The sequence below is a fragment of the Streptomyces sp. R41 genome (assembly GCF_041053055.1).
GTDB lineage: Bacteria > Actinomycetota > Actinomycetes > Streptomycetales > Streptomycetaceae > Streptomyces.
This window is the reverse complement of record NZ_CP163443.1, coordinates 2464223-2483347: the sequence shown is the minus strand read 5'-3', so window position 1 is coordinate 2483347 and position 19125 is coordinate 2464223. Positions and strand designations below refer to the sequence as shown.

General features: G+C 71.0%; 22 protein-coding genes. 17 read left to right on the top strand and 5 right to left on the bottom strand.

Features of this window, described 5'->3' with window-relative positions:
* The first annotated feature begins 259 nt into the window (after window positions 1-259).
* The 11 genes from AB5J53_RS11675 (at window position 260) to AB5J53_RS11625 (ending at window position 10959) form a co-directional block, all read left to right on the top strand.
* Entirely contained in the window at window positions 260-1387 is a 1128-nt protein-coding gene (locus tag AB5J53_RS11675; protein WP_369245565.1) for a ParA family protein, read from the top strand.
* Window positions 1372-1944, top strand: a complete 573-nt coding sequence (locus AB5J53_RS11670; RefSeq protein WP_369245564.1) for a hypothetical protein — start codon at window positions 1372-1374, stop codon at window positions 1942-1944. The genes AB5J53_RS11675 and AB5J53_RS11670 overlap by 16 nt, the downstream gene beginning before the upstream one ends.
* A gap of 18 nt (window positions 1945-1962) precedes the next feature.
* Window positions 1963-3162 (top strand): ScpA family protein, encoded by a 1200-nt coding sequence (locus AB5J53_RS11665; protein ID WP_369245563.1) that lies wholly within the window; start codon window positions 1963-1965, stop codon window positions 3160-3162.
* Window positions 3159-3815, top strand: a complete 657-nt coding sequence (gene scpB / locus AB5J53_RS11660) for an SMC-Scp complex subunit ScpB (RefSeq protein WP_369245562.1) — start codon at window positions 3159-3161, stop codon at window positions 3813-3815. The genes AB5J53_RS11665 and scpB overlap by 4 nt, the downstream gene beginning before the upstream one ends.
* The gene (locus tag AB5J53_RS11655) at window positions 3815-4927 is read left to right on the top strand and encodes a pseudouridine synthase (protein ID WP_369245561.1); all 1113 of its coding nucleotides are present in this window, start codon (window positions 3815-3817) and stop codon (window positions 4925-4927) included. Before scpB ends, AB5J53_RS11655 begins: the two co-directional genes overlap by 1 nt.
* A 189-nt stretch (window positions 4928-5116) precedes the next feature.
* Window positions 5117-6112, top strand: a complete 996-nt coding sequence (locus tag AB5J53_RS11650; protein WP_369245560.1) for a sigma-70 family RNA polymerase sigma factor — start codon at window positions 5117-5119, stop codon at window positions 6110-6112.
* Window positions 6109-6723 (top strand): TIGR03086 family metal-binding protein, encoded by a 615-nt coding sequence (locus AB5J53_RS11645; RefSeq protein ID WP_369245559.1) that lies wholly within the window; start codon window positions 6109-6111, stop codon window positions 6721-6723. Before AB5J53_RS11650 ends, AB5J53_RS11645 begins: the two co-directional genes overlap by 4 nt.
* A 31-nt stretch (window positions 6724-6754) precedes the next feature.
* On the top strand, window positions 6755-8236 hold the full coding sequence (locus AB5J53_RS11640) for a DHA2 family efflux MFS transporter permease subunit (RefSeq protein ID WP_369245558.1): 1482 nt from the start codon (window positions 6755-6757) through the stop codon (window positions 8234-8236).
* Window positions 8237-8395: 159 nt separating this feature from the next.
* Window positions 8396-9154 carry an NUDIX domain-containing protein gene (locus AB5J53_RS11635; protein WP_369245557.1) on the top strand — a complete coding sequence of 253 codons (759 nt, stop codon included), beginning with the start codon at window positions 8396-8398 and terminating at the stop codon, window positions 9152-9154.
* Window positions 9151-10173 (top strand): ADP-ribosylglycohydrolase family protein, encoded by a 1023-nt coding sequence (locus AB5J53_RS11630; protein WP_369245556.1) that lies wholly within the window; start codon window positions 9151-9153, stop codon window positions 10171-10173. Before AB5J53_RS11635 ends, AB5J53_RS11630 begins: the two co-directional genes overlap by 4 nt.
* Before the next feature lie 3 nt (window positions 10174-10176).
* Entirely contained in the window at window positions 10177-10959 is a 783-nt protein-coding gene (locus tag AB5J53_RS11625; RefSeq protein ID WP_369245555.1) for a nucleotidyltransferase domain-containing protein, read from the top strand.
* On the opposite strand, the gene AB5J53_RS11620 is transcribed toward AB5J53_RS11625, so the two are convergent.
* The 4 genes from AB5J53_RS11620 to AB5J53_RS11605 are packed head-to-tail and all read right to left on the bottom strand — an operon-like array spanning window position 10855 to window position 13394.
* Window positions 10855-11649, bottom strand: a complete 795-nt coding sequence (locus AB5J53_RS11620; RefSeq protein WP_369245554.1) for a nucleotidyltransferase domain-containing protein — start codon at window positions 11647-11649, stop codon at window positions 10855-10857. The genes AB5J53_RS11625 and AB5J53_RS11620 overlap by 105 nt on opposite strands.
* 22 nt (window positions 11650-11671) lie before the next feature.
* On the bottom strand, window positions 11672-12094 hold the full coding sequence (locus tag AB5J53_RS11615; RefSeq protein WP_369245553.1) for a Rieske (2Fe-2S) protein: 423 nt from the start codon (window positions 12092-12094) through the stop codon (window positions 11672-11674).
* Window positions 12091-12675 carry a DUF6529 family protein gene (locus AB5J53_RS11610; RefSeq protein WP_369245552.1) on the bottom strand — a complete coding sequence of 195 codons (585 nt, stop codon included), beginning with the start codon at window positions 12673-12675 and terminating at the stop codon, window positions 12091-12093. Before AB5J53_RS11610 ends, AB5J53_RS11615 begins: the two co-directional genes overlap by 4 nt.
* A gap of 50 nt (window positions 12676-12725) precedes the next feature.
* Entirely contained in the window at window positions 12726-13394 is a 669-nt protein-coding gene (locus AB5J53_RS11605; protein ID WP_369245551.1) for a hypothetical protein, read from the bottom strand.
* A 176-nt stretch (window positions 13395-13570) separates the two neighbouring features.
* Between AB5J53_RS11605 and AB5J53_RS11600 the strand changes: the two genes are divergently transcribed.
* From AB5J53_RS11600 to der, 6 genes are all read left to right on the top strand, one after another.
* Window positions 13571-13996 (top strand): YidB family protein, encoded by a 426-nt coding sequence (locus AB5J53_RS11600; protein ID WP_369245550.1) that lies wholly within the window; start codon window positions 13571-13573, stop codon window positions 13994-13996.
* Window positions 13997-14111: 115 nt separating this feature from the next.
* The gene (aroH, locus tag AB5J53_RS11595; RefSeq protein ID WP_369245549.1) at window positions 14112-14474 is read left to right on the top strand and encodes a chorismate mutase; all 363 of its coding nucleotides are present in this window, start codon (window positions 14112-14114) and stop codon (window positions 14472-14474) included.
* Window positions 14471-15556, top strand: coding sequence for a prephenate dehydrogenase (locus AB5J53_RS11590; protein WP_369245548.1), 1086 nt, complete (start codon window positions 14471-14473; stop codon window positions 15554-15556). The genes aroH and AB5J53_RS11590 overlap by 4 nt, the downstream gene beginning before the upstream one ends.
* Before the next feature lie 243 nt (window positions 15557-15799).
* Window positions 15800-16492 (top strand): (d)CMP kinase, encoded by a 693-nt coding sequence (gene cmk, locus AB5J53_RS11585; protein ID WP_369245547.1) that lies wholly within the window; start codon window positions 15800-15802, stop codon window positions 16490-16492.
* Window positions 16493-16545: 53 nt separating this feature from the next.
* Complete coding sequence (locus AB5J53_RS11580; protein WP_369252169.1) at window positions 16546-17163, top strand: lysophospholipid acyltransferase family protein; 618 nt, start codon at window positions 16546-16548, stop codon at window positions 17161-17163.
* Between the two features lie 78 nt (window positions 17164-17241).
* Window positions 17242-18717 (top strand): ribosome biogenesis GTPase Der, encoded by a 1476-nt coding sequence (der, locus tag AB5J53_RS11575; protein WP_369245546.1) that lies wholly within the window; start codon window positions 17242-17244, stop codon window positions 18715-18717.
* Window positions 18718-18775: 58 nt separating this feature from the next.
* Here the strand turns inward: der and AB5J53_RS11570 are convergent, their stop codons facing one another.
* Window positions 18776-18976: a hypothetical protein gene (locus tag AB5J53_RS11570; RefSeq protein ID WP_369245545.1), complete on the bottom strand. Its 201-nt coding sequence runs from the start codon at window positions 18974-18976 to the stop codon at window positions 18776-18778.
* Window positions 18977-19125: the final 149 nt, after the last annotated feature.

Below are 19125 nucleotides of genomic sequence, written 5' to 3'. Positions count from 1 at the left end.
AACGTAACTCTTCAACCGATTCGCACACCGGTGAAACCTACCGTGCGACGCCCTTACGCCCTTGACAGAGGGGTGTTCGGTTGCCGACACATCGGGTCGGGTCCGGCGGATTGTGTTGCTGCGGACCGGTGACACGCCATAGAGTCGCCAACCGTCGGCATGGTGCCACGCTGACCTATCTAGAAGTTTCCTGGTCACCAAGGAGGTAAGACGACTTGTGAATGAGTCGACATTTTCTCCCGGGGGTGGTCAACCAGGAATGCCGGCGCGGGGCCAGAGCCCCACGGGGCTCGAGGCTGTCGGCTCCGTCGCTGTCCGAACCTTCGCAGCCCAAAAGAGTCCCCGGATGACTCAGACAGCACACCAGAGCATGGATGGCCATCACGTGAACGCCATGGCCGGCAACGGAAGTGGCGAGAACCACACCCACTTCGCCGACTACGACGAACTGCCCGAGGGGCACTTCTACGACCCCGACGCCGAATACGAGCCCGATCCGGAGTACGCGGCCACGCTCGCGCCCGACGCTGCCCGTCAGCGCCGTGAGCGCATCGGCCCGACGGGGCGCCCGCTGCCGTACTTCCCGATCCCGGGCCCGCTGACCGACCACGGCCCCGCGAAGATCATCGCGATGTGCAACCAGAAGGGCGGCGTCGGCAAGACCACGTCGACCATCAACCTGGGTGCCGCGCTCGCGGAATACGGACGCCGGGTCCTGCTCGTCGACTTCGACCCGCAGGGCGCGCTGTCCGTGGGTCTCGGCGTCAACCCCATGGAGCTCGACCTCACCGTCTACAACCTGCTCATGGAGCGGGGCATGGCGGCCGACGACGTACTCCTGAAGACGGCGGTCCCGAACATGGACCTGCTGCCCAGCAACATCGACCTGTCCGCCGCCGAAGTGCAGTTGGTGAGCGAGGTCGCCCGCGAGTCCACGCTGCAGCGCGCCCTGAAGCCGCTGATGGCCGACTACGACTACATCGTGATCGACTGTCAGCCCTCGCTCGGCCTGCTCACCGTCAACGCCCTGACGGCGGCTCACAAGGTGATCGTGCCGCTCGAGTGCGAGTTCTTCGCGCTGCGTGGTGTCGCGCTGCTCACCGAGACCATCGAGAAGGTCCAGGAGCGGCTCAACCCCGAGCTGGAGCTCGACGGCATCCTCGCCACGATGTACGACTCCCGCACGGTGCACAGCCGTGAGGTGCTCGCGCGCGTGGTCGAGGCCTTCGACGATCACGTCTACCACACGGTGATCGGCCGGACCGTCCGCTTCCCGGAGACCACCGTCGCCGGTGAGCCGATCACCACGTACGCCTCCAACTCCGTCGGTGCCGCCGCCTATCGCCAGCTCGCCAGGGAGGTGCTCGCCCGGTGTCACGCCGAGTGAGTCTGCCGGGGGCCGACGAACTGTTCCGTACCACCGGGGGAATGGCGCTCCAGGCGTCCACGCCCTCACGCCGGACCAACGGCGAGGCCCGGGTGCCGGCTCCCGCGGGCGAGAGCGACGCGGCGGCCGCCGGGGAGGACGCGCCCCAGTCGGTGCCCGTCCAGGGCGGTGACGGCGAGGGCGACGAACACGTCGCTGCCGACGCCGAGTCCGACGCGGGAGAGTCCCGCAGCCGGGGTGCGGCTCCGGAGCGCTCCGGGCGTCGTCCGGCGGCGCAGGAAGGTTCTGCCCCCGCCGGGCAGTCCTCCCGCGGCAAGCGGGGGCGTGCCGCCAACCGTCGACCCAGTGGGCGGGAGCGGCACGACGAGAAGATCACGGTGTATGTGTCCGCCGAGGAGCTCATGGATCTCGAGCACGCCCGGCTGGTGCTCCGCGGGGAGCACGGGCTCGCGGTCGACCGTGGGCGGATCGTCCGCGAGGCGGTTGCCGTGGTGCTCGCGGATCTTGAGTCCCGGGGGGACGCGAGCATCCTCGTACGACGGCTGCGTGGGCGGTAGCGGTAGCCTGCGACGGCTATGACCTCGAACGACGCCCCTGTCTCCGCTTCCGGCTCCGCCGGGCGTCGGCGTGCGCTCGGGCGGGGGCCTGGGGCTGCGCCCCTGGCTGAGCCTCCGGCTGAGGTCTTGCCCCCTGCGGAGGCGGAGCCTGAGGCTGCTCCGCCTGCCGCGGAGCCCGAGCCGCCTGCGGCGGACAGCGCTTCTCTGGTCGAGACGGATTCTTCGGCTGCAGATCGTGGGGCGTCGTGCCCACCCGTCCCGCCCAGCGGGACGACTGCCCACGACGCCGGCGGAGTGGCCGAGGAACCGCCCGCTGCCGAAGCCGTCGCCGAGCCCGATGCCGTCGCCGTCCCCGAGCCCGAGCCCCAGCCCGAGCCCGAAGCTTCCGCCGAGCCGGGTGACGGTGTCTTCAAAGTGCGGCTCTCGAACTTTGAGGGGCCCTTTGATCTGCTGCTTCAGTTGATCTCGAAGCACAAGCTCGATGTGACCGAAGTCGCGTTGTCGAAGGTGACCGACGAGTTCATGGCGCACATCAGGGCCATGGGGCCGGACTGGGATCTCGACCAGACGACCGAGTTTCTCGTCGTCGCGGCCACGCTGCTCGACCTCAAGGCCGCTCGGCTGCTGCCCTCCGCCGAGGTCGAGGACGAGGCCGACCTCGCGCTGCTGGAGGCGCGGGACCTGCTGTTCGCGCGGCTGCTGCAGTACCGCGCGTACAAGCAGATCGCGGACATCTTCAACGCGCGGCTGGCAGAAGAGGCCCGCCGCTACCCCCGTACCGTCGGGCTCGAAGCCCATCACGCCGAGCTGCTTCCCGAGGTGGTCATCAGCATCGGGGCTGAGGGGTTCGCGAAGCTCGCCGTGAAGGCGATGCAGCCCAAGCCCAAGCCGCAGGTGTACGTCGACCACATCCACGCGCCGCTGGTCAGCGTGCAGGAGCAGGCCGGGATCGTGGTGGCGCGGCTGCGGGAGCTCGGGGAGGCCAGTTTCCGCGCGCTCGTGGAGGACACCGACGACACCCTCACGGTCGTGGCGCGGTTCCTGGCGCTTCTGGAGCTCTACCGGGAGAAGGCCGTCGTGCTCGACCAGGAGGAGGCCCTCGGGGACCTGATGGTGCGCTGGACGGGCGGGGACGGGGACGAGCAGCCGACCGTCACGGACGAGTTCGACCGGCCGCCGGAGGAATTCAAGGACGACGCCAAGAAGGAGAAGGCGTGAGCGAGGACACCACCGAGATCCCGGCAGGGCTGCGCACCGTCGCCGACCTCGATCTCAAGCCCGCCCTGGAAGCCGTCCTCATGGTCGTGGACGAACCCGCGACCGAGGAGCACCTCGCCAAGATCCTGGAGCGGCCGCGGCGGCAGATCGCGGACGCGCTGCGCGAGCTTGCCGACGAGTACACCGTGCAGGCCCGCGGCTTCGAGCTGCGGCTCATCGCGGGTGGGTGGCGGTTCTACACCCGGCCCGAGTACGCGGCGGCCGTCGAACGCTTCGTCCTGGACGGGCAGCAGGCCCGGCTCACGCAGGCGGCTCTGGAGACCCTCGCGGTCGTCGCGTACCGCCAGCCGGTCAGCCGTTCGAGGGTCTCGGCGGTCCGCGGAGTGAACTGTGACGGTGTGATGCGCACCCTGTTGCAGCGCGGTCTGGTCGAGGAGGCGGGCACGGAACCCGAAACAGGTGCGATCCTGTACACGACGACGAACTACTTCCTGGAGCGAATGGGCCTGCGCGGTCTGGACGAGCTCCCGGAGCTCGCGCCCTTCCTCCCCGAGGCGGACGCGATCGAGGCCGAGACGCTGGAAGGGGTCCCGTCGTTCGATCCGGATGCACCGGATGCAGATGCAGACGACACGACGACGACGGAACTTTGATGCGAAGCAGTGGCAGTGGCAGGAACAGCGGGCGCGGCAACCCCCGGGGGACCAGTGGGGGCGGCGGCGCCCGGGGGACCGGTGGGCGCGGCTCCCAGCCGAGGAGCGGAGCAGGGCGCGACGACAAGCCGAAGCGCGAGGGCAGGCCCCGCCCCGAGGAGCGCCGCTACGACGTGGGCCCCGGCGCCTCCAAGGACGGCCCGAAGTCCGGGCGCGGCAACGCGGCCCGCGGCGGCGCCAAGGGCGGACCCAAGCAGGGCCAGCAGCGCGGCGGCCGTACGGAGCCCGCGCGCTCCCGCGAGTACGAGACGCGGGCCGAGGAGCGCAACCGGGATCGGTACGCGGGCAAGAAGGACATCAAGCTGCCCAAGACCTTCCCGGGCGCCGAGCAGGAGGGCGAGCGCCTGCAGAAGGTGCTCGCGCGCGCGGGCTACGGTTCCCGGCGCGCCTGCGAGGAGCTGGTCGAACAGGCCCGGGTCGAGGTCAACGGCGAGATCGTCCTGGAGCAGGGTCTGCGCGTCGACCCGGAGAAGGACGAGATCAAGGTCGACGGGCTGACGGTCGCGACGCAGTCGTACCAGTTCTTCTCGCTGAACAAGCCCGCCGGTGTCGTCTCGACCATGGAGGACAACGAGGGCCGTCAGTGCCTCGGCGACTATGTGACGAACCGCGAGACGCGGCTCTTCCACGTCGGCCGGCTCGACACCGAGACCGAGGGCGTCATCCTGCTCACCAACCACGGTGAGCTGGCCCACCGCCTGACCCACCCCAAGTACGGCGTGAAGAAGGTCTACCTCGCGCACATCGTGGGCCCGATCCCGCGTGACCTGGGCAAGCGGCTCAAGGACGGCATCCAGCTGGAGGACGGTTACGCGAAGGCGGACCACTTCCGCGTCGTCGAGCAGACCGGCAAGAACTACCTCGTCGAGGTGACCCTCCACGAGGGCCGCAAGCACATTGTGCGCCGCATGCTCGCCGAGGCCGGCTTCCCGGTCGACAAGCTCGTGCGCGTCGCCTTCGGCCCGATCACCCTGGGCGACCAGAAGTCGGGCTGGCTGCGCCGCCTGTCGAACACCGAGGTCGGCATGCTCATGGCCGAGGTCGGGCTCTAGAACTCGTAGAGCACATCCAGTCGGGCTCTGGAGCTCGCAGAGCACATCCATACGACGGCCGGTCCCGGAACTTCTCCGGGACCGGCCGATTCGTTTTCGCCGCTCCGCCGGTCTGTACCGGTGAACGATCCACCGCTGTGTGCCGGTGGACGATCCCCCGGCGCGTGCCGGTGTGCGAAGGGAGCGGGGATGACCACGACGACGGACCGCGACGAATTCGTAAGGCTGACCGATCCGTACCGGCGGGAGCTGCTCGCCCACTGCTACCGCATGCTCGGGTCGGTCGACGACGCCGAGGACCTCGTCCAGGAGACGTATCTGCGGGCCTGGCGGTCGTACGAGGGGTACGAGGGCCGGGCGTCGCTGCGCACCTGGCTGCACCGGATCGCCACGAATACGTGTCTGACGGCTCTGGAGGGCCGTGTGCGCCGTCCGCTGCCCTCTGGGCTCGGCGGGCCCTCGGACGGGCCTGAGGAGCCTCTGGGGGCCCCTGCTACGGACGTGCCGTGGCTGCAGCCGCTGCCCGACGCGCTCGTCGACCCGGCGAGGGTGGTGGCGGCACGGGGGAGTCTGCGGCTCGCGCTCGTCGCCGCGCTGCAGAACCTGCCGGCGCGGCAGCGGGCCGTGCTCATCCTGCGGGACGTGCTGGCATGGCGGGCACCCGAGGTCGCCGCCCTGCTCGGCACCTCCACGGCGGCCGTCAAAAGCAGCCTCCAACGCGCGCGTGCCCGGCTCGACGAGGTGGCGCCCGACGAGGAGCTGGTGACCGAGCCCGACGTCCCCGGGGACCGCGAGCTGATCGACCGCTACATGGCGGCCTTCGAACGCGCCGACATGGACGCGCTTCTGGGCCTCCTCCAGGACGGTGTCGAACTGGAAATGCCTCCCTACGTGGAGTGGTTCAGCGGCAAGAAGGACGTGCTGCGGTTCCTGGAGACACGGGCACACGTCAAGGGAGGGCTGCGGATGCTTCCCACGCGCGCGAACGGGCAGCCGACCGCGGCCATGTACCAACGCGGCGGCGACGGCGTCTTCAGGGCCCACTCCCTGCAGGTGCTCACCGTCGGGCGAGCGGTCGAAGGGGCGGTCGGGCGAGCGCCCGAGGAACCGGCGATCGCGCGCATCACCGTCTTCCTGGACCCGGGGCTCTTCGCACGCTTCGGGATGCCGGCGGTGCTGTCGTGAACCCCGGGGAGCTGCTGGAGCGTTCGCTCGCCTACGCCCTGGGGAGCGTTTCCGCCGTCGTACCCGGGAGTCTGGAGCGGGTCACACCCTGCGCGGAGTGGGACCTGGGGGAGCTGCTCGGGCACCTCGACGACTCGCTGGACGCCCTGTACGAGGGACTCACGGGCAGGCCCATCGGGCTCTTTCCCGAAGGGCCTTTCCCGCGAGGGCTCTTCCTGGAAGCGGACTCCGACCCCGTCTGCGGCTTCCGCAGGCGGGCCTGCGCCGTGCTCGGCGCGTGGGCCGCGGGGCACCCGGAGGCCGTGGTGGTGGGTGACCGGCCGCTGGACGCCCGGGTGATGACGGCCGTGGGTGCCGTGGAGATCGCCGTGCACGGGTGGGACGTGTCCCAGGCCTGCGGACAGGCGCGGCCGATTCCGTCCGCGCTCGCCGTCGAACTGCTGCCCGTGGCGCGGTGCGTGGTCGCGGACGAGGATCGCGGCGTGCGCTTCGCGCAGCCGGTCGCCGTGTCGCCGTCCGCCCCGCCCCGTGACCGGCTGCTCGCCTTCCTGGGGCGGCTTCCCGAGGCGCCGCGATTCCTTTCCGGACCGGGCCCGGTCTGCCTTCCGTGAGTGATCCCTTGACCTCATGGAAGGAACCGTCATGGCTGACACTTTGCGTGCCCCGGTCCGCGCACCGGCTGCCGGTGCCGCGCCGCCGCACCGCGCCTGGACCGTCGTACTGGCCGGACTCGGGGCACTGCTCTGCTCCCTCGACGTGGTCGTCGTCGCCACGGCGCTGCCCGCGCTGCGGGCCGACTTCGGGGCGAGCCTGTCCGACCTGGAGTGGACGATCAACGCGTACAACCTCGTCTTCGCCTGCCTCACCCTGACCGGAGCGGCGCTCGGGGACCGCTTCGGGCGGCGGCGCATGTACGTCGTCGGGCTCGCGGTCTTCACGCTGGCCTCGGCCCTGGCCGCGCTCGCGGGAGGCCCGGGGCAGCTCATCGCCGCGCGGGTGGTCCAGGGCGCCGGAGCGGCCGTGCTGCTGCCGCTCACACTGACCCTGATCAGCGAGGCGTTCCCGGCCGAGAAGCGGGGCGTAGCGATCGGCGTGTGGGGCGGGGTGACCGGGCTCGGCGTGGCCGCGGGGCCGGTACTCGGCGGCGCTGTCACCGAGGGCCTGTCCTGGCAGTGGATCTTCTGGCTGAACGTGCCGACGGGGCTCGCGATGCTGCCGCTTGCCGCCCTCAAGCTCCGCGAGAGCCACGGCCCCCGTCCCCAACTCGACGTCGTGGGGCTGCTGTTGGCGGCCGTGGGCCTGACCGGTCTCGCCTGGGCGCCGGTGCGCGCCCCGGAGGCGGGTTGGGGGAGCGTCGAGGTCCTGGGCGCGCTGGCCGTCGGCGTCGTCTTCCTGGCGGCCTTCCTCGGCTGGGAGCGGTCGCGGGCGCGCTACCCGATGCTGCCGCTCGCGCACTTCAGGAGGCGCGGCTTCGCCACCGCCAACGGGGTGGCGTTCTTGACCTTCATGTCACTGCTCGGCTCCCTCTTCATGATCACGCAGCTCTTCCAACTCGGTCTGGGCAACTCCCCGTTGCAGGCGGGCGTCCGGATCCTGGTGTGGACCGGCATGCCGCTGGTCGTCGCGCCGCTCGCGGGCGCGCTCGCCGACCGGTTCGGGAACCGGCCCTTCATGCTGACGGGCCTCGTCCTGCAGGCGGTGGGCCTCGGGCTGCTGGCCTGGCAGGTGGAGCCAGGCGTCGGCTACGGAAGCCTGGTCGTGCCGCTCATCGTCGCGGGCATCGGCATCTCCATGGTCTTCCCGACCGTCGCGAACGCCGTGACCTCGTCGGTGCCGCTCGGGGACGCGGGCGTCGCGGCCGGCGTCAACAACGCGCTGCGCGAGCTGGGCGGGGTCTTCGGAGTCGCCGTCGCCGCGGCCGTGTTCACGCGGTACGGGGGCTACGGCTCGGCGGAGTCCTTCGTCGACGGCTGCGGACCCGCGCTGTGGGTATCGGCGGGAGTCGCTGCGGTGGGCGCGGTGGTGGCGGCGTTCGCACCGGCGCGCGCCCGGGCCCAGAGCCCGGATGCTCCCCGCGCCGGGGCTCGGAAGCCGGATGTTTCCCGCGCCCGTGCTCAGGGCTGACACCTTCCGCCGCCCCGGCCTCAGGGGCTGACAATTTTCGCGAACGGTGCTTGAAAAACCGTTAATTCCCCACGCCCGGGGGCTTGTAGACGCCCGCTCACCTCTTTATAGTCGTAATGACTATTAGTCGATCTGACTATTAATAGGGGGTGGGTGGGCGTGCTCGCACGGGAAGGCCGCGCGCCCGGCGGCAAGGCACCGGAGGGCTACGACAAGTACGCGTTCGAGCCTTTCGCCGTCACCGTCGACCTGGCCGTTCTGACGGTTCGCGGGGGAGTGCTTCAAGCGCTGCTCGTCGAGCGGGGGCAGGAGCCCTACGCGGGCCGCTGGGCACTGCCCGGCGGCTTCGTGCTGCCGCACGAGTCAGCGGAGACCGCGGCCCGGCGCGAACTCGCCGAGGAGACCGGCCTGTCGGACGTCTCCGGACTCCATCTGGAACAGCTGCGGACGTACACGGAACCCGACCGCGACCCCAGGATGCGGGTCGTCTCCGTCGCCTACGCCGCGCTGCTCCCGGACCCTCCCGAGCCGCGCGGCGGCGGTGACGCGGCGCAGGCCCAGTGGCTGCGGTACAACGCGCTCGGTCCGCTCGCCTTCGACCACGACCGGATCCTCGCCGACGCCCACGAACGCGTCGGCGCCAAGCTCGAGTACACCTGTCTCGCCACGTCCTTCTGCCCGCCCGAGTTCACCCTCGGAGAGCTGCAGCAGGTCTACGAGACCGTGTGGGGCACCGCCCTCGACCGGCCCAACTTCCGGCGCAAGGTCCTCGCCACGCCGGGCTTCGTCGAACGGATCCCCGGTGCCGCGCGCCTCACCGGAGGCCGGGGCAAGCCCGCCGCGCTCTACCGGGCGGGCGGTGCCAAAGCCCTGCACCCACCCCTGCTGCGTCCCACTTCGGAAGGACGGCCCTCATGACCACCACGACGCTCGCGAAGCGCGCCGCCACCGGTTCCCTGATCGGACTCGCGCTGGGCGACGCGCTCGGGTTCCCGACCGAGTTCAACTCCGTCCCGGCGATCCTCGCCAAGTGCGGGCCCTGGCGGCAGATGAAGCTGCCCAGGCCCGCGAAGGTCACCGACGACACACAGATGACGCTGGCGCTGGCGCGGGGGCTGCGCACGGCCACGGACCGCGGCCTGCTCGGCCCGCTGCGGATGGAGCGGCCGGTGCGCGAGGAGTTCGTGAACTGGTACCAGTCGCCCGACAACAACCGTGCGCCCGGCCGCACCTGCCTCGTCGCCTGCAACCTCCTCAAGAACGAGAAGCGCCGCTGGCAGGAGGCCAGCCAGATCGGTTCCAAGGGCTGCGGCGCCAACATGCGCGTGGCGCCCGTGGGGCTGGTACGCGGGCTCAGCGACGAACAGCGCGCGGGCGCCGCCCAGTTCCAGGCCGCGCTCACCCACGGACACCCCACGGCGCTCGCCGCGGCAGACCTCACGGCACACGCGATCTGGCTCCTCACCCAGGGCGCCGAGCCGATGGGACTCGTCGGCCGGCTGCGGTCGTACGCGTACGAGAACCGTCATCGCTACCACTCCCGCTGGCTCGGCGACCTGTGGACCTACAGCGAGGACCCCACGCCGGAGCAGTTCATCTCCCGCGGCTGGGACGAGTGCCTGGGCGCCCTGGACGACCTCCGGCACGCCGTGCGCACCGTCTCGCCCGAGACCGACCCGTGCCTGGCCACCGGTGGGGGCTGGATCGCCGAGGAGGCGCTCGCCACCGGCCTGTTGTGCTTCCTGCTCCTGGTCGACGAACCCGTCACCGCGCTGCGCCGCGCGGCCTGCACCTCCGGCGACTCCGACTCCATCGCCTGCCTGACGGGCGCCTTCGCGGGCGCCTACCACGGCTCGGACGCCTGGCCGACGGAGTGGGCCGACCGCATCGAGTACCAGGGCGACCTGATGTCGTTGGGAGCCCTCTGGGACGCTTGAGGGATGACTGACGACGTCCTGGACATCGACCTCGCGGCCGTGGTGGCCGAGCAGCCCGACCCGGTGCTGTTCGCCACCGTCTCCGGGGCGCACCTGTACGGCTTCCCCTCGCGCGACTCGGACGTCGACCTGCGGGGCGTCCATCTGCTGCCGACCGCCGCACTGGTGGGGCTGCGCGAGCCCGAGGAGACCCGGTCGCGGATGTGGGACCGGGACGGGGTCGAGATGGACCTGGTCACGCACGACCTGCGCAAGTTCGTACGGCTGATGCTGCGCCGCAACGGCTATGTGCTGGAACAGCTGCTCTCGCCGCTCGTCGTGCACACCAGTGAGGCACACCGCGAGCTGGTCTCGCTCGCCCCCGGCGTCCTCACCAGCCATCACGCCCACCACTACCGGGGGTTCGCGACGACGCAGTGGCGGCTGTTCGAGAAGACCGGCGAACTCAAGCCGCTGCTCTACACGTTCCGCGTGCTGCTCACCGGCATTCACCTCATGCGCAGCGGCGAGGTGCAGGCCGATCTGCCCACGCTGATCGGGCAGGTCGAAGCTCCCGCGTATCTGCCGGACCTGATCGCCGCGAAGGCGGAACAGGAACACTCGGACGCGGACGTCGACCACGCGCGCGTGCAGGACGACGTGGAGCGGCTGCACGCCCTGCTGGACGAAGCGCAGAACGCCTCAGCGCTGCCGGACGCCCCGTCCGTGTACGACGCCCTGCACGCGTTCGTCGTACGTGTCCGCCTGGAGGGCTTCGGGGGCGAGCGGGACGGCCTGGAGGGCTGAGGCGCGGCGCACGCGGATCAGGAAGTCCTCCACGCGGGCGTGGTCCGGCTCGGGTGGAAGGGGGCTTTGCGAGGCCGCCTCGTCGGCCTCCGTCGCCAGGCGGGACATCCAGGTCTCGAACTCCGGCCAGGAGACCTCGCCCCGTTTCACCGCGAGCAGCGGCGCGCGCTGGTCGCCGACGTCGATCGTCAGGACGCCGGTGCGCAGGAGGTCGCGGGAGCTCATGAGGAGGCGCAGGAGGTGCATGGCGTGCTTCCAGCGGGGCGCGCCGTGCTTGCGTACGTCGGCTTCCAGCTTCTTGTGCTGGCCCAGGGCGTAGCGGGCGAACGTGTCGTGCGCCCGGCGGGAGAGGAACGCCTCGCGGAGGGCGAGGAGTTCGCGGCCCGTGTCGTCGGCGTACTCGACGAGGGGGGAGTGCAGGCACTCCAGGATGTTCGGGTTGGCACGCAGCGCGAGGGCGCAGAAGCGCTCCAGTTCCCAGCTGAACTGCTCCTCGGCCGGGCCCTCGACATGCGTCGGCGGCTTCTCGAAACGCCAGTAGAGCGGGGTCGGGGCGAGGAACACGCCCCGGCGGTCCGTGTCGCTGGTGTCCGTGGCCAGACCGAAGGCGCGTGAACCCATCACGCAGGAGTAGATCGTGTGGTCGCGCACCAGCGCCTCGTGGGCAGGCTCCAGAGCCTCGGAATCCATGCCCCGGAGCGTACGTGCCCGGTCAGGCCAGGCGGATCGAATTTCCGTCCACTGTGATCTTCTCCGCGGGCAGCGGACGCGTGGCGGGCCCATGGGCCACCGAAGCGTCGGTGATGCGGAACTTGCTGCCGTGGCAGGGGCAGTCGATGGTGCCGTCCGCGACCTTGCCCACCGTGCAGCCCTGATGCGTGCAGATGGCCGAGAAGCACTTGAACTCGCCCTTCTTGGGCTGGGTGACCACGACCTTCTTGTCCTTGAAGATCTTGCCCCCGCCGACCGGGATGTCGGACGTCTTGGCGAGTACGTCACCGCCGGCCGCCGCCGGGGAGGCGTTGCTGCTGCTATTGCTGCTGCTGTTGTTGTCGCCGTACTTGCTGCACCCCACGAGCAGGACGGCGGCCGCGCCGGTTCCAAGAACTGTGCGCCGCGCAGGGGGGTTCGTCATGTCGTCACTCCGAACGTGCGGAAGAACCAGAGAGCCGACGTGAGCCAGATGGCCGTGAGGACGACGAAGACGAGTCCCCCGACGAACGGCAGCAGCCAGCCGGGCAGTCGCTCCGAGCGGAGCAAGAGCATTTTGGCACTGAATGCCCCAAAGAAGAAGCAACCCAGAAACGAGTGCCACAGCACGCGCGGCTCGTACGTCTGATAGCCCAACGCGTACAGACAGTGCACCGCGACCGGCACCGCCACCAGCAAGGCGATCCGTCCCGACCAGCGGTGCAGTACCGGCGCCCAACTCGGCCCCGGCAGCTTTCCGTACACCATGAAAGCCGAGACGAGCTGGACAAGAGCGAAGGCGAACGCCGTCGTCGCCAGCCACGACTTCACGGCGCCCGTGCTGCTGAAACCGGCGAGATTGAAGGCGGTTCCCGCTGGGTCGTGCACCTTGCCGTACGCGCCGAGCCCCACCGCGACCGCGGCGGCGACCAGCGCCGGGACGAGATAGCGCGCCGCACTCGCGCGGCGGTGGGCGGGCTGGGGCGAGGGGAAGCCCTGGGTGGCTGCGTTCGGGTCCACGGTCATGATCGGCTCCCTGCGGAGGAGGGGGTCGGAACGGGAGGAGCGGGGCTGGGTCAGGGTGTGACGGGCCGTGCGGTGAGCTTTTCGCCGTCGATCGTCACGGCGCCGGTCTCCGGGTCGATCCGGGGTGCCGCCGCGGGTTTGCCGTCGCGGTCGAGGATGCCGACCTGTTTGCCGCCGGGCAGCACGATCCAGCCGCCGTCGAGCTTGGCACCCCGTACGGTGGCCGTCGCCCGGTACAGCCCGGACGGCCTGACCGCCTTGTCGGCGGTGAAGCCGTAGCGCTGCCCGCCCAGGTCGACGGTGCCGCGGATGCTCTTGCCCTCCTTGAGGGTGCCGTTCAGCTCGGCGCCGTGCTTGCCGGTGAGCTTCATGGTGCCGTCGTCCTTGACGTCGCCCTTCAGCCACGACTCCTTGTCGTGCCCGTCGCAGAAGTACGCGATCGCCTTGCCGTTCCGCAGGGAGACGGCGACCGCGGAGGAGTCGTCGTCGGTTCGGCCCGCGTAGTCGGCGTTGGGCGCAGCGCTCTTCGAAGGAGACGGTGACGGAGTGGTCCTCGTCGGCGACGAACTGGGCGGCGGGCTCGGCGACACCGTGACGCCCGGCGACTCCTCCCGGTAGGACGACGCGCTCTTCGTCCCCGTCGTCGCGTTGAGCGACAGCATGAACACCCCGAGCAGCAGCCCCGCGAGAAGAGTGAGAAGGGGTCCTGGACGCTTCATACGGGCCTCCCCCGAGGCGAGTCTCCTGCCATGAGAGCGGACCCGTGCCCGCGCGTCCAGAGGCGCACGGGTGCGTTCTCACTACAAGTGGCGGAATGGGGCGATTCGAGTGACATTGGCAGGGTTTGAGGCCGGGCGGGGACCTGCCCCCGGCCGCACTCTCGAAAGGCGTGACCATGGCGGGTAACGATCTCGGCAGCCTGCTCGGCGGTCTCCTCGGCGGAGGTGGCCAGGGTGGTACCTCCGGCGGCAGCGGGAACATCCTGGCCTCGCTGCTCGGGGCCCTCATGAAGGGCCAGGGCGGCGGCAGCGGGAGCAATCCGCTCGGCGGGCTGGTGGACATGCTGGCCAGGTCCGGGCTGACCGAGGAGGCGCAGTCCTGGGTCGGCACCGGGGAGAACAAGCCCGTGAGCGGCGCGCAGGTCGCCCAGGCGCTGCCCGACGACGCGCTCCAGAAGGTCGCGGCCGAGGCCGGTGTCAGCCCGGAACACGCCGCGGAGCAGATCGCGCAGGTCCTGCCCCAGGCGGTCGACAGGCTGACGCCGACCGGAGAGATGCCGTCCGGTTCCCTGGAGGACATCATCAAGGCGCAGAACCTCTGAGCCGTGCCCGGTGCGCGGCGGCCGTCTCGTCAGGCGGGCGCCGCGCACCCGCGTGTTGCGGGCTGACTACGCTGGTGTGACAAGACGTGCAGACAGATCAGCGAGGAGTATCACCGTGGCGGTACGAGCGGTCCGGGGCGCCGTCCAACTGGAGCGGGACGAGGCCGGGCACATGGACGAGCAGGTCAGCGAGCTGCTCACCGCCATCCTGGAGCGGAACGAGCTCACCACGGACGACCTGATCAGCATCTGGTTCACCGCGACGCCCGATCTGCACAGCGACTTCCCGGCGGCCGCGGCGCGCAAGCTCGGCATCGTCGACGTACCGCTGATCTGTGCGCAGGAGCTGGACATCGAGGGCGCGATGCCCCGTGTCGTACGGGTCCTCGCGCACATCGAGTCCGACCGGCCGCGCGCCGACATCGTGCACGTCTACCTGGGCGCCGCGGGCGCGCTGCGCAAGGACATCGCCCAGTGAGGACCGCACTCGTCATCGGAACCGGGCTGATCGGTACGTCGGCGGCGCTCGCGCTGGCCGCGCGCGGCGTCGTCGTGCACCTCGCCGACCACGACCCGGAGCAGGCCCGCACGGCGGCCGCGCTCGGCGCCGGCACGGACGAGGCGCCCGAGGGGCCCGTCGACCTCGCGATCGTGGCGGCGCCGCCCGCGCACGTGGCCGCGACCCTCGCGGACGCCATGCGGCGCGGGGTCGCCCGCGGCTACCTCGACGTGGCCAGCGTCAAGGGCGGCCCACGCCGCGAGCTGGAGGCGCTCGGCCTCGACCTCTCCTCCTACATCGGTTCGCACCCGATGTCCGGCCGTGAGAAGTCGGGTCCCCTGGCCGCCACCGGTGATCTCTTCGAGGGGCGCCCCTGGGTCCTGACGCCCACCCGGGACACGGACACCGAGGTCCTCAACCTCGCCCTGGAGCTGGTCTCGCACTGCCGTGCCGTGCCCGTCGTCATGGACGCGGACGCCCACGACCGTGCGGTCGCGCTCGTCTCGCACATGCCGCATCTGGTGTCCAGCATGGTCGCCGCGCGCCTGGAGCACGCGGAGGAGGCGGCGGTACGGCTCTGTGGTCAGGGCATCCGTGACGTGACCCGCATCGCGGCCTCGGACCCCCGGATGTGGATCGACATCCTCTCCGCGAACCCGGGGCCGGTCGCCGACCTCCTCGCGGACGTCTCCGCCGACCTCGACGAGACCGTCCAGGCCCTGCGTGCCCTCCAGTCCTCCGACGAGTCGAAGCGTCGTGAGGGCGCCGACGGCATCGAGGACGTGCTGCGTCGCGGCAACGCGGGCCAGGTCCGGGTGCCCGGCAAGCACGGGTCCGCTCCGCGCGCGTACGAGGTCGTGGCCGTCCTCATCGACGACCAGCCGGGCCAGCTGGCCCGTATCTTCGCCGACGCGGGGATGGCCGGGGTCAACATCGAGGACGTGCGGATCGAGCACGCGACCGGGCAGCAGGCCGGTCTGGTGCAGCTGATGGTGGAGCCCAAGGCGGTGCCGGTGCTGAGCGCGGCGTTGCGGGAGCGGGGCTGGGCGTTGCGGCAGTAGGTGCGCGGGGGCCGGCGTGAGGGCGGTTTCGCCCCCTCCGCCCCTACCCGTCCCTTTCCTGGGGGCTCCGCCCCCCCAGACCCCCCGTATCGCGCCGACGCGCTCGTCCTCGAACGCCGGACGGGCTGGAACCCCCGAGCGCAGCGGCGTGCCGGGCGGCTCGGCGCACCCAGTAACCTTGTGCGGGGCGCGTTCGTGTCCCGCACATACCCACCACCCCGTACCAGGAAGGTGTCCGTCACCGTGGAAAAGGCCGCCCGGACCGCCCCGGCTGTGATTGTCGCCATCGACGGACCCTCCGGCACGGGCAAGTCGAGCACCTCGAAGGCCGTCGCCGCGCAGCTCGGACTGAGCTACCTGGACACCGGGGCCCAGTACCGCGCGATCACCTGGTGGATGGTCAACAACGGGATCGACATCACGGACCCGTCCGCGATCGCCGCCGCGGCCGAGAAGCCGGAGATCATCTCCGGCACCGACCCGTCCGGGCCGACGATCACCGTCGACGGGACCGACGTCGCGGGCCCGATCCGTACGCAGGAGGTCACCTCCAAGGTGAGCGCGGTCAGCGCGGTGCCCGAGGTGCGTGCCCGGATCACCGAGCTGCAGCGCTCGCTCGCCGGGTCCGCGGAGCGCGGGATCGTCGTCGAGGGCAGGGACATCGGCACCACCGTGCTGCCGGACGCCGACCTGAAGATCTTCCTCACCGCGTCCCCGGAGGCGCGTGCCGCCCGCCGCAGCGGTGAGCTGAAGGGCGCCGACGTGCACCAGACGCGCCAGGCCCTGCTCAAGCGCGACGCGGCCGACTCCAGCCGCAAGACCTCCCCGCTCGCCAAGGCGGACGACGCGGTCGAGGTGGACACCTCCGACCTCACGCTCCAGCAGGTCATCGAGTGCGTCGTCACCCTCGTCGAGGAGAAGCGGGCCGCCAAGTGACCGCACCTTCGGAGCGGGGCGCCGAGGTCGGGCGCCGTATCGGCGTCGGCCTGATGTACGGGCTGTGGAAGCCGCGTGTCCTCGGCGCCTGGAAGGTCCCGGCGACCGGCCCGGCGATCCTGGCCGTGAACCACTCGCACAACATCGACGGCCCGATGGTCATGGGCGTGGCGCCCCGGCCCACGCACTTCCTGATCAAGAAGGAAGCGTTCATCGGCCCGCTCGACCCCTTCCTGCTCGGCATCGGCCAGCTGAAGGTGGACCGCGAGACCACCGACCGCACGGCCATCACCCAGGCGCTGGGTGTCCTGGACAATGGCGGCGTCCTGGGTATCTTCCCGGAGGGCACCCGCGGCGAGGGCGACTTCGCCTCGCTGCGCGCCGGGCTCGCGTACTTCGCGGTACGCAGCGGGGCGCCGATCGTCCCGGTGGCGGTGCTGGGAAGTTCCGAGAAGAGCAGCCGGTTGATAAAGGGGCTGCCCCCGCTGCGCAGCCGGGTCGACGTCGTCTTCGGCGACCCCTTCGAGGCGGGCGACGGCAGTGGACGGCGTACGCGCAAGGCGCTGGACGAGGCGACCGCCCGCATCCAGAAGCATCTCAGCGCCCATCTGGACCACGCCAGGCGTCTGACCGGACGCCGGGAAAACGCCGGGCGCCCCACCGGGCGCTAGGCGACACTTGAGTAGTGGATCACCCGATATGCGGGTGGTCCACCGATCACCACGAATGAACGACGAGGTACGGACTTCATGAACGACGACATCCAGCCCGAGGGCTCGGCAGAGCACGACCACGGGGCGCTCGGCGATGCCGAGTACGCGGAGTTCATGGAGCTCGCCGCGGAAGAGGGCTTCGACATCGAGGACGTCGAGGGCGCGATCGAGGCGGCGGGCCACGGTCCGCTGCCCGTCCTCGCCGTCGTCGGCCGTCCCAACGTCGGCAAGTCGACCCTGGTGAACCGCATCATCGGCCGCCGCGAGGCCGTCGTCGAGGACAAGCCCGGCGTCACCCGCGACCGCGTCACCTACGAGGCCGAGTGGGCGGGCCGCCGCTTCAAGCTCGTCGACACCGGCGGCTGGGAGCAGGACGTCCTCGGCATCGACGCTTCCGTGGCCGCCCAGGCCGAGTACGCGATCGAGGCGGCCGACGCGGTGGTCTTCGTCGTCGACGCCAAGGTCGGTGCCACCGACACCGACGAGGCGGTCGTACGACTCCTGCGCAAGGCCGGCAAGCCCGTGGTCCTGTGCGCCAACAAGGTCGACGGCCCGAGCGGCGAGGCAGACGCCTCGTATCTCTGGGCCCTGGGCCTCGGCGAGCCGCACCCCGTCTCCGCGCTGCACGGCCGTGGCACGGGCGACATGCTGGACGCCGTCCTGGAGGCGCTGCCCGAGGCCCCGGAGCAGACCTTCGGCGCCGCGGTCGGCGGCCCCCGCCGCATCGCCCTCATCGGCCGCCCGAACGTCGGCAAGTCCTCGCTGCTGAACAAGGTGGCGAACGAGGACCGCGTGGTGGTCAACGAGGTCGCGGGCACCACCCGCGACCCTGTCGACGAGCTCATCGAACTCGGCGGTGTCACCTGGAAGTTCGTCGACACGGCGGGCATCCGCAAGCGCGTCCACCTCCAGCAGGGCGCCGACTACTACGCCTCGCTGCGCACGGCCGCCGCCGTCGAGAAGGCCGAGGTCGCCGTCATTCTGATCGACGCGTCCGAGACCATCTCCGTCCAGGACCAGCGCATCGTGACCATGGCCGTCGAGGCCGGCCGCGCGATCGTCCTCGCCTTCAACAAGTGGGACACCCTCGACGAGGAGCGCCGCTACTACCTGGAGCGCGAGATCGAGACCGAGCTCCTCCAGGTGGCGTGGGCGCCGCGCGTGAACGTCTCGGCGCGCACCGGGCGTCACATGGAGAAGCTCGTCCCGGCGATCGAGACGGCGCTGGACGGCTGGGAGACCCGCGTCCCGACCGGCCGGCTGAACGCCTTCCTCGGCGAGCTCGTCGCCGCCCACCCGCACCCGATCCGCGGCGGCAAGCAGCCCCGGATCCTCTTCGGTACGCAGGCGGGCACCAAGCCCCCGCGGTTCGTGCTCTTCGCCTCCGGCTTCATCGAGCACGGCTACCGGCGCTTCATCGAGCGTCGGCTGCGCGAGCAGTTCGGCTTCGAGGGCACGCCGATCCACATCTCGGTGCGGGTGCGCGAGAAGCGCGGCGCCAAGAAGAAGTGACGTAGCGACAACGTAAGGGGCGGCTCCTTCAAGGAGCCGCCCCTTACCCGTGCGTGCGTCAGAGCCCTCTGCGGGGTGCGGGCGGCAGCGCCGCCGGGATGTGATGCATCCCCGTGCTGTGCTGCCGCCCGCTCGTCTGCCAGACGACGGTCGCCGTCGCGGTGTGACCGTGCTGCGCGCCGCTCTGCCGCGCCGAGTGCGCACCCGCGCTGTACGAGCTGTAGGAGTTGTACGAGCTCGACGCACCGTACGAACCCATGCCGTGCGGGAGGCTCCCGAAAGCCGTGAAGCCGAGGTTCTCTTCGCCGTGCCGGTCGCCGGGCAGGGCCCTGAAGGATCTGACCCACTCGGCGGAGAGCGCGTCGTAGATCGGCGTGGCCGAAGGGCTGCCCGGAGGATCCTGAGCCG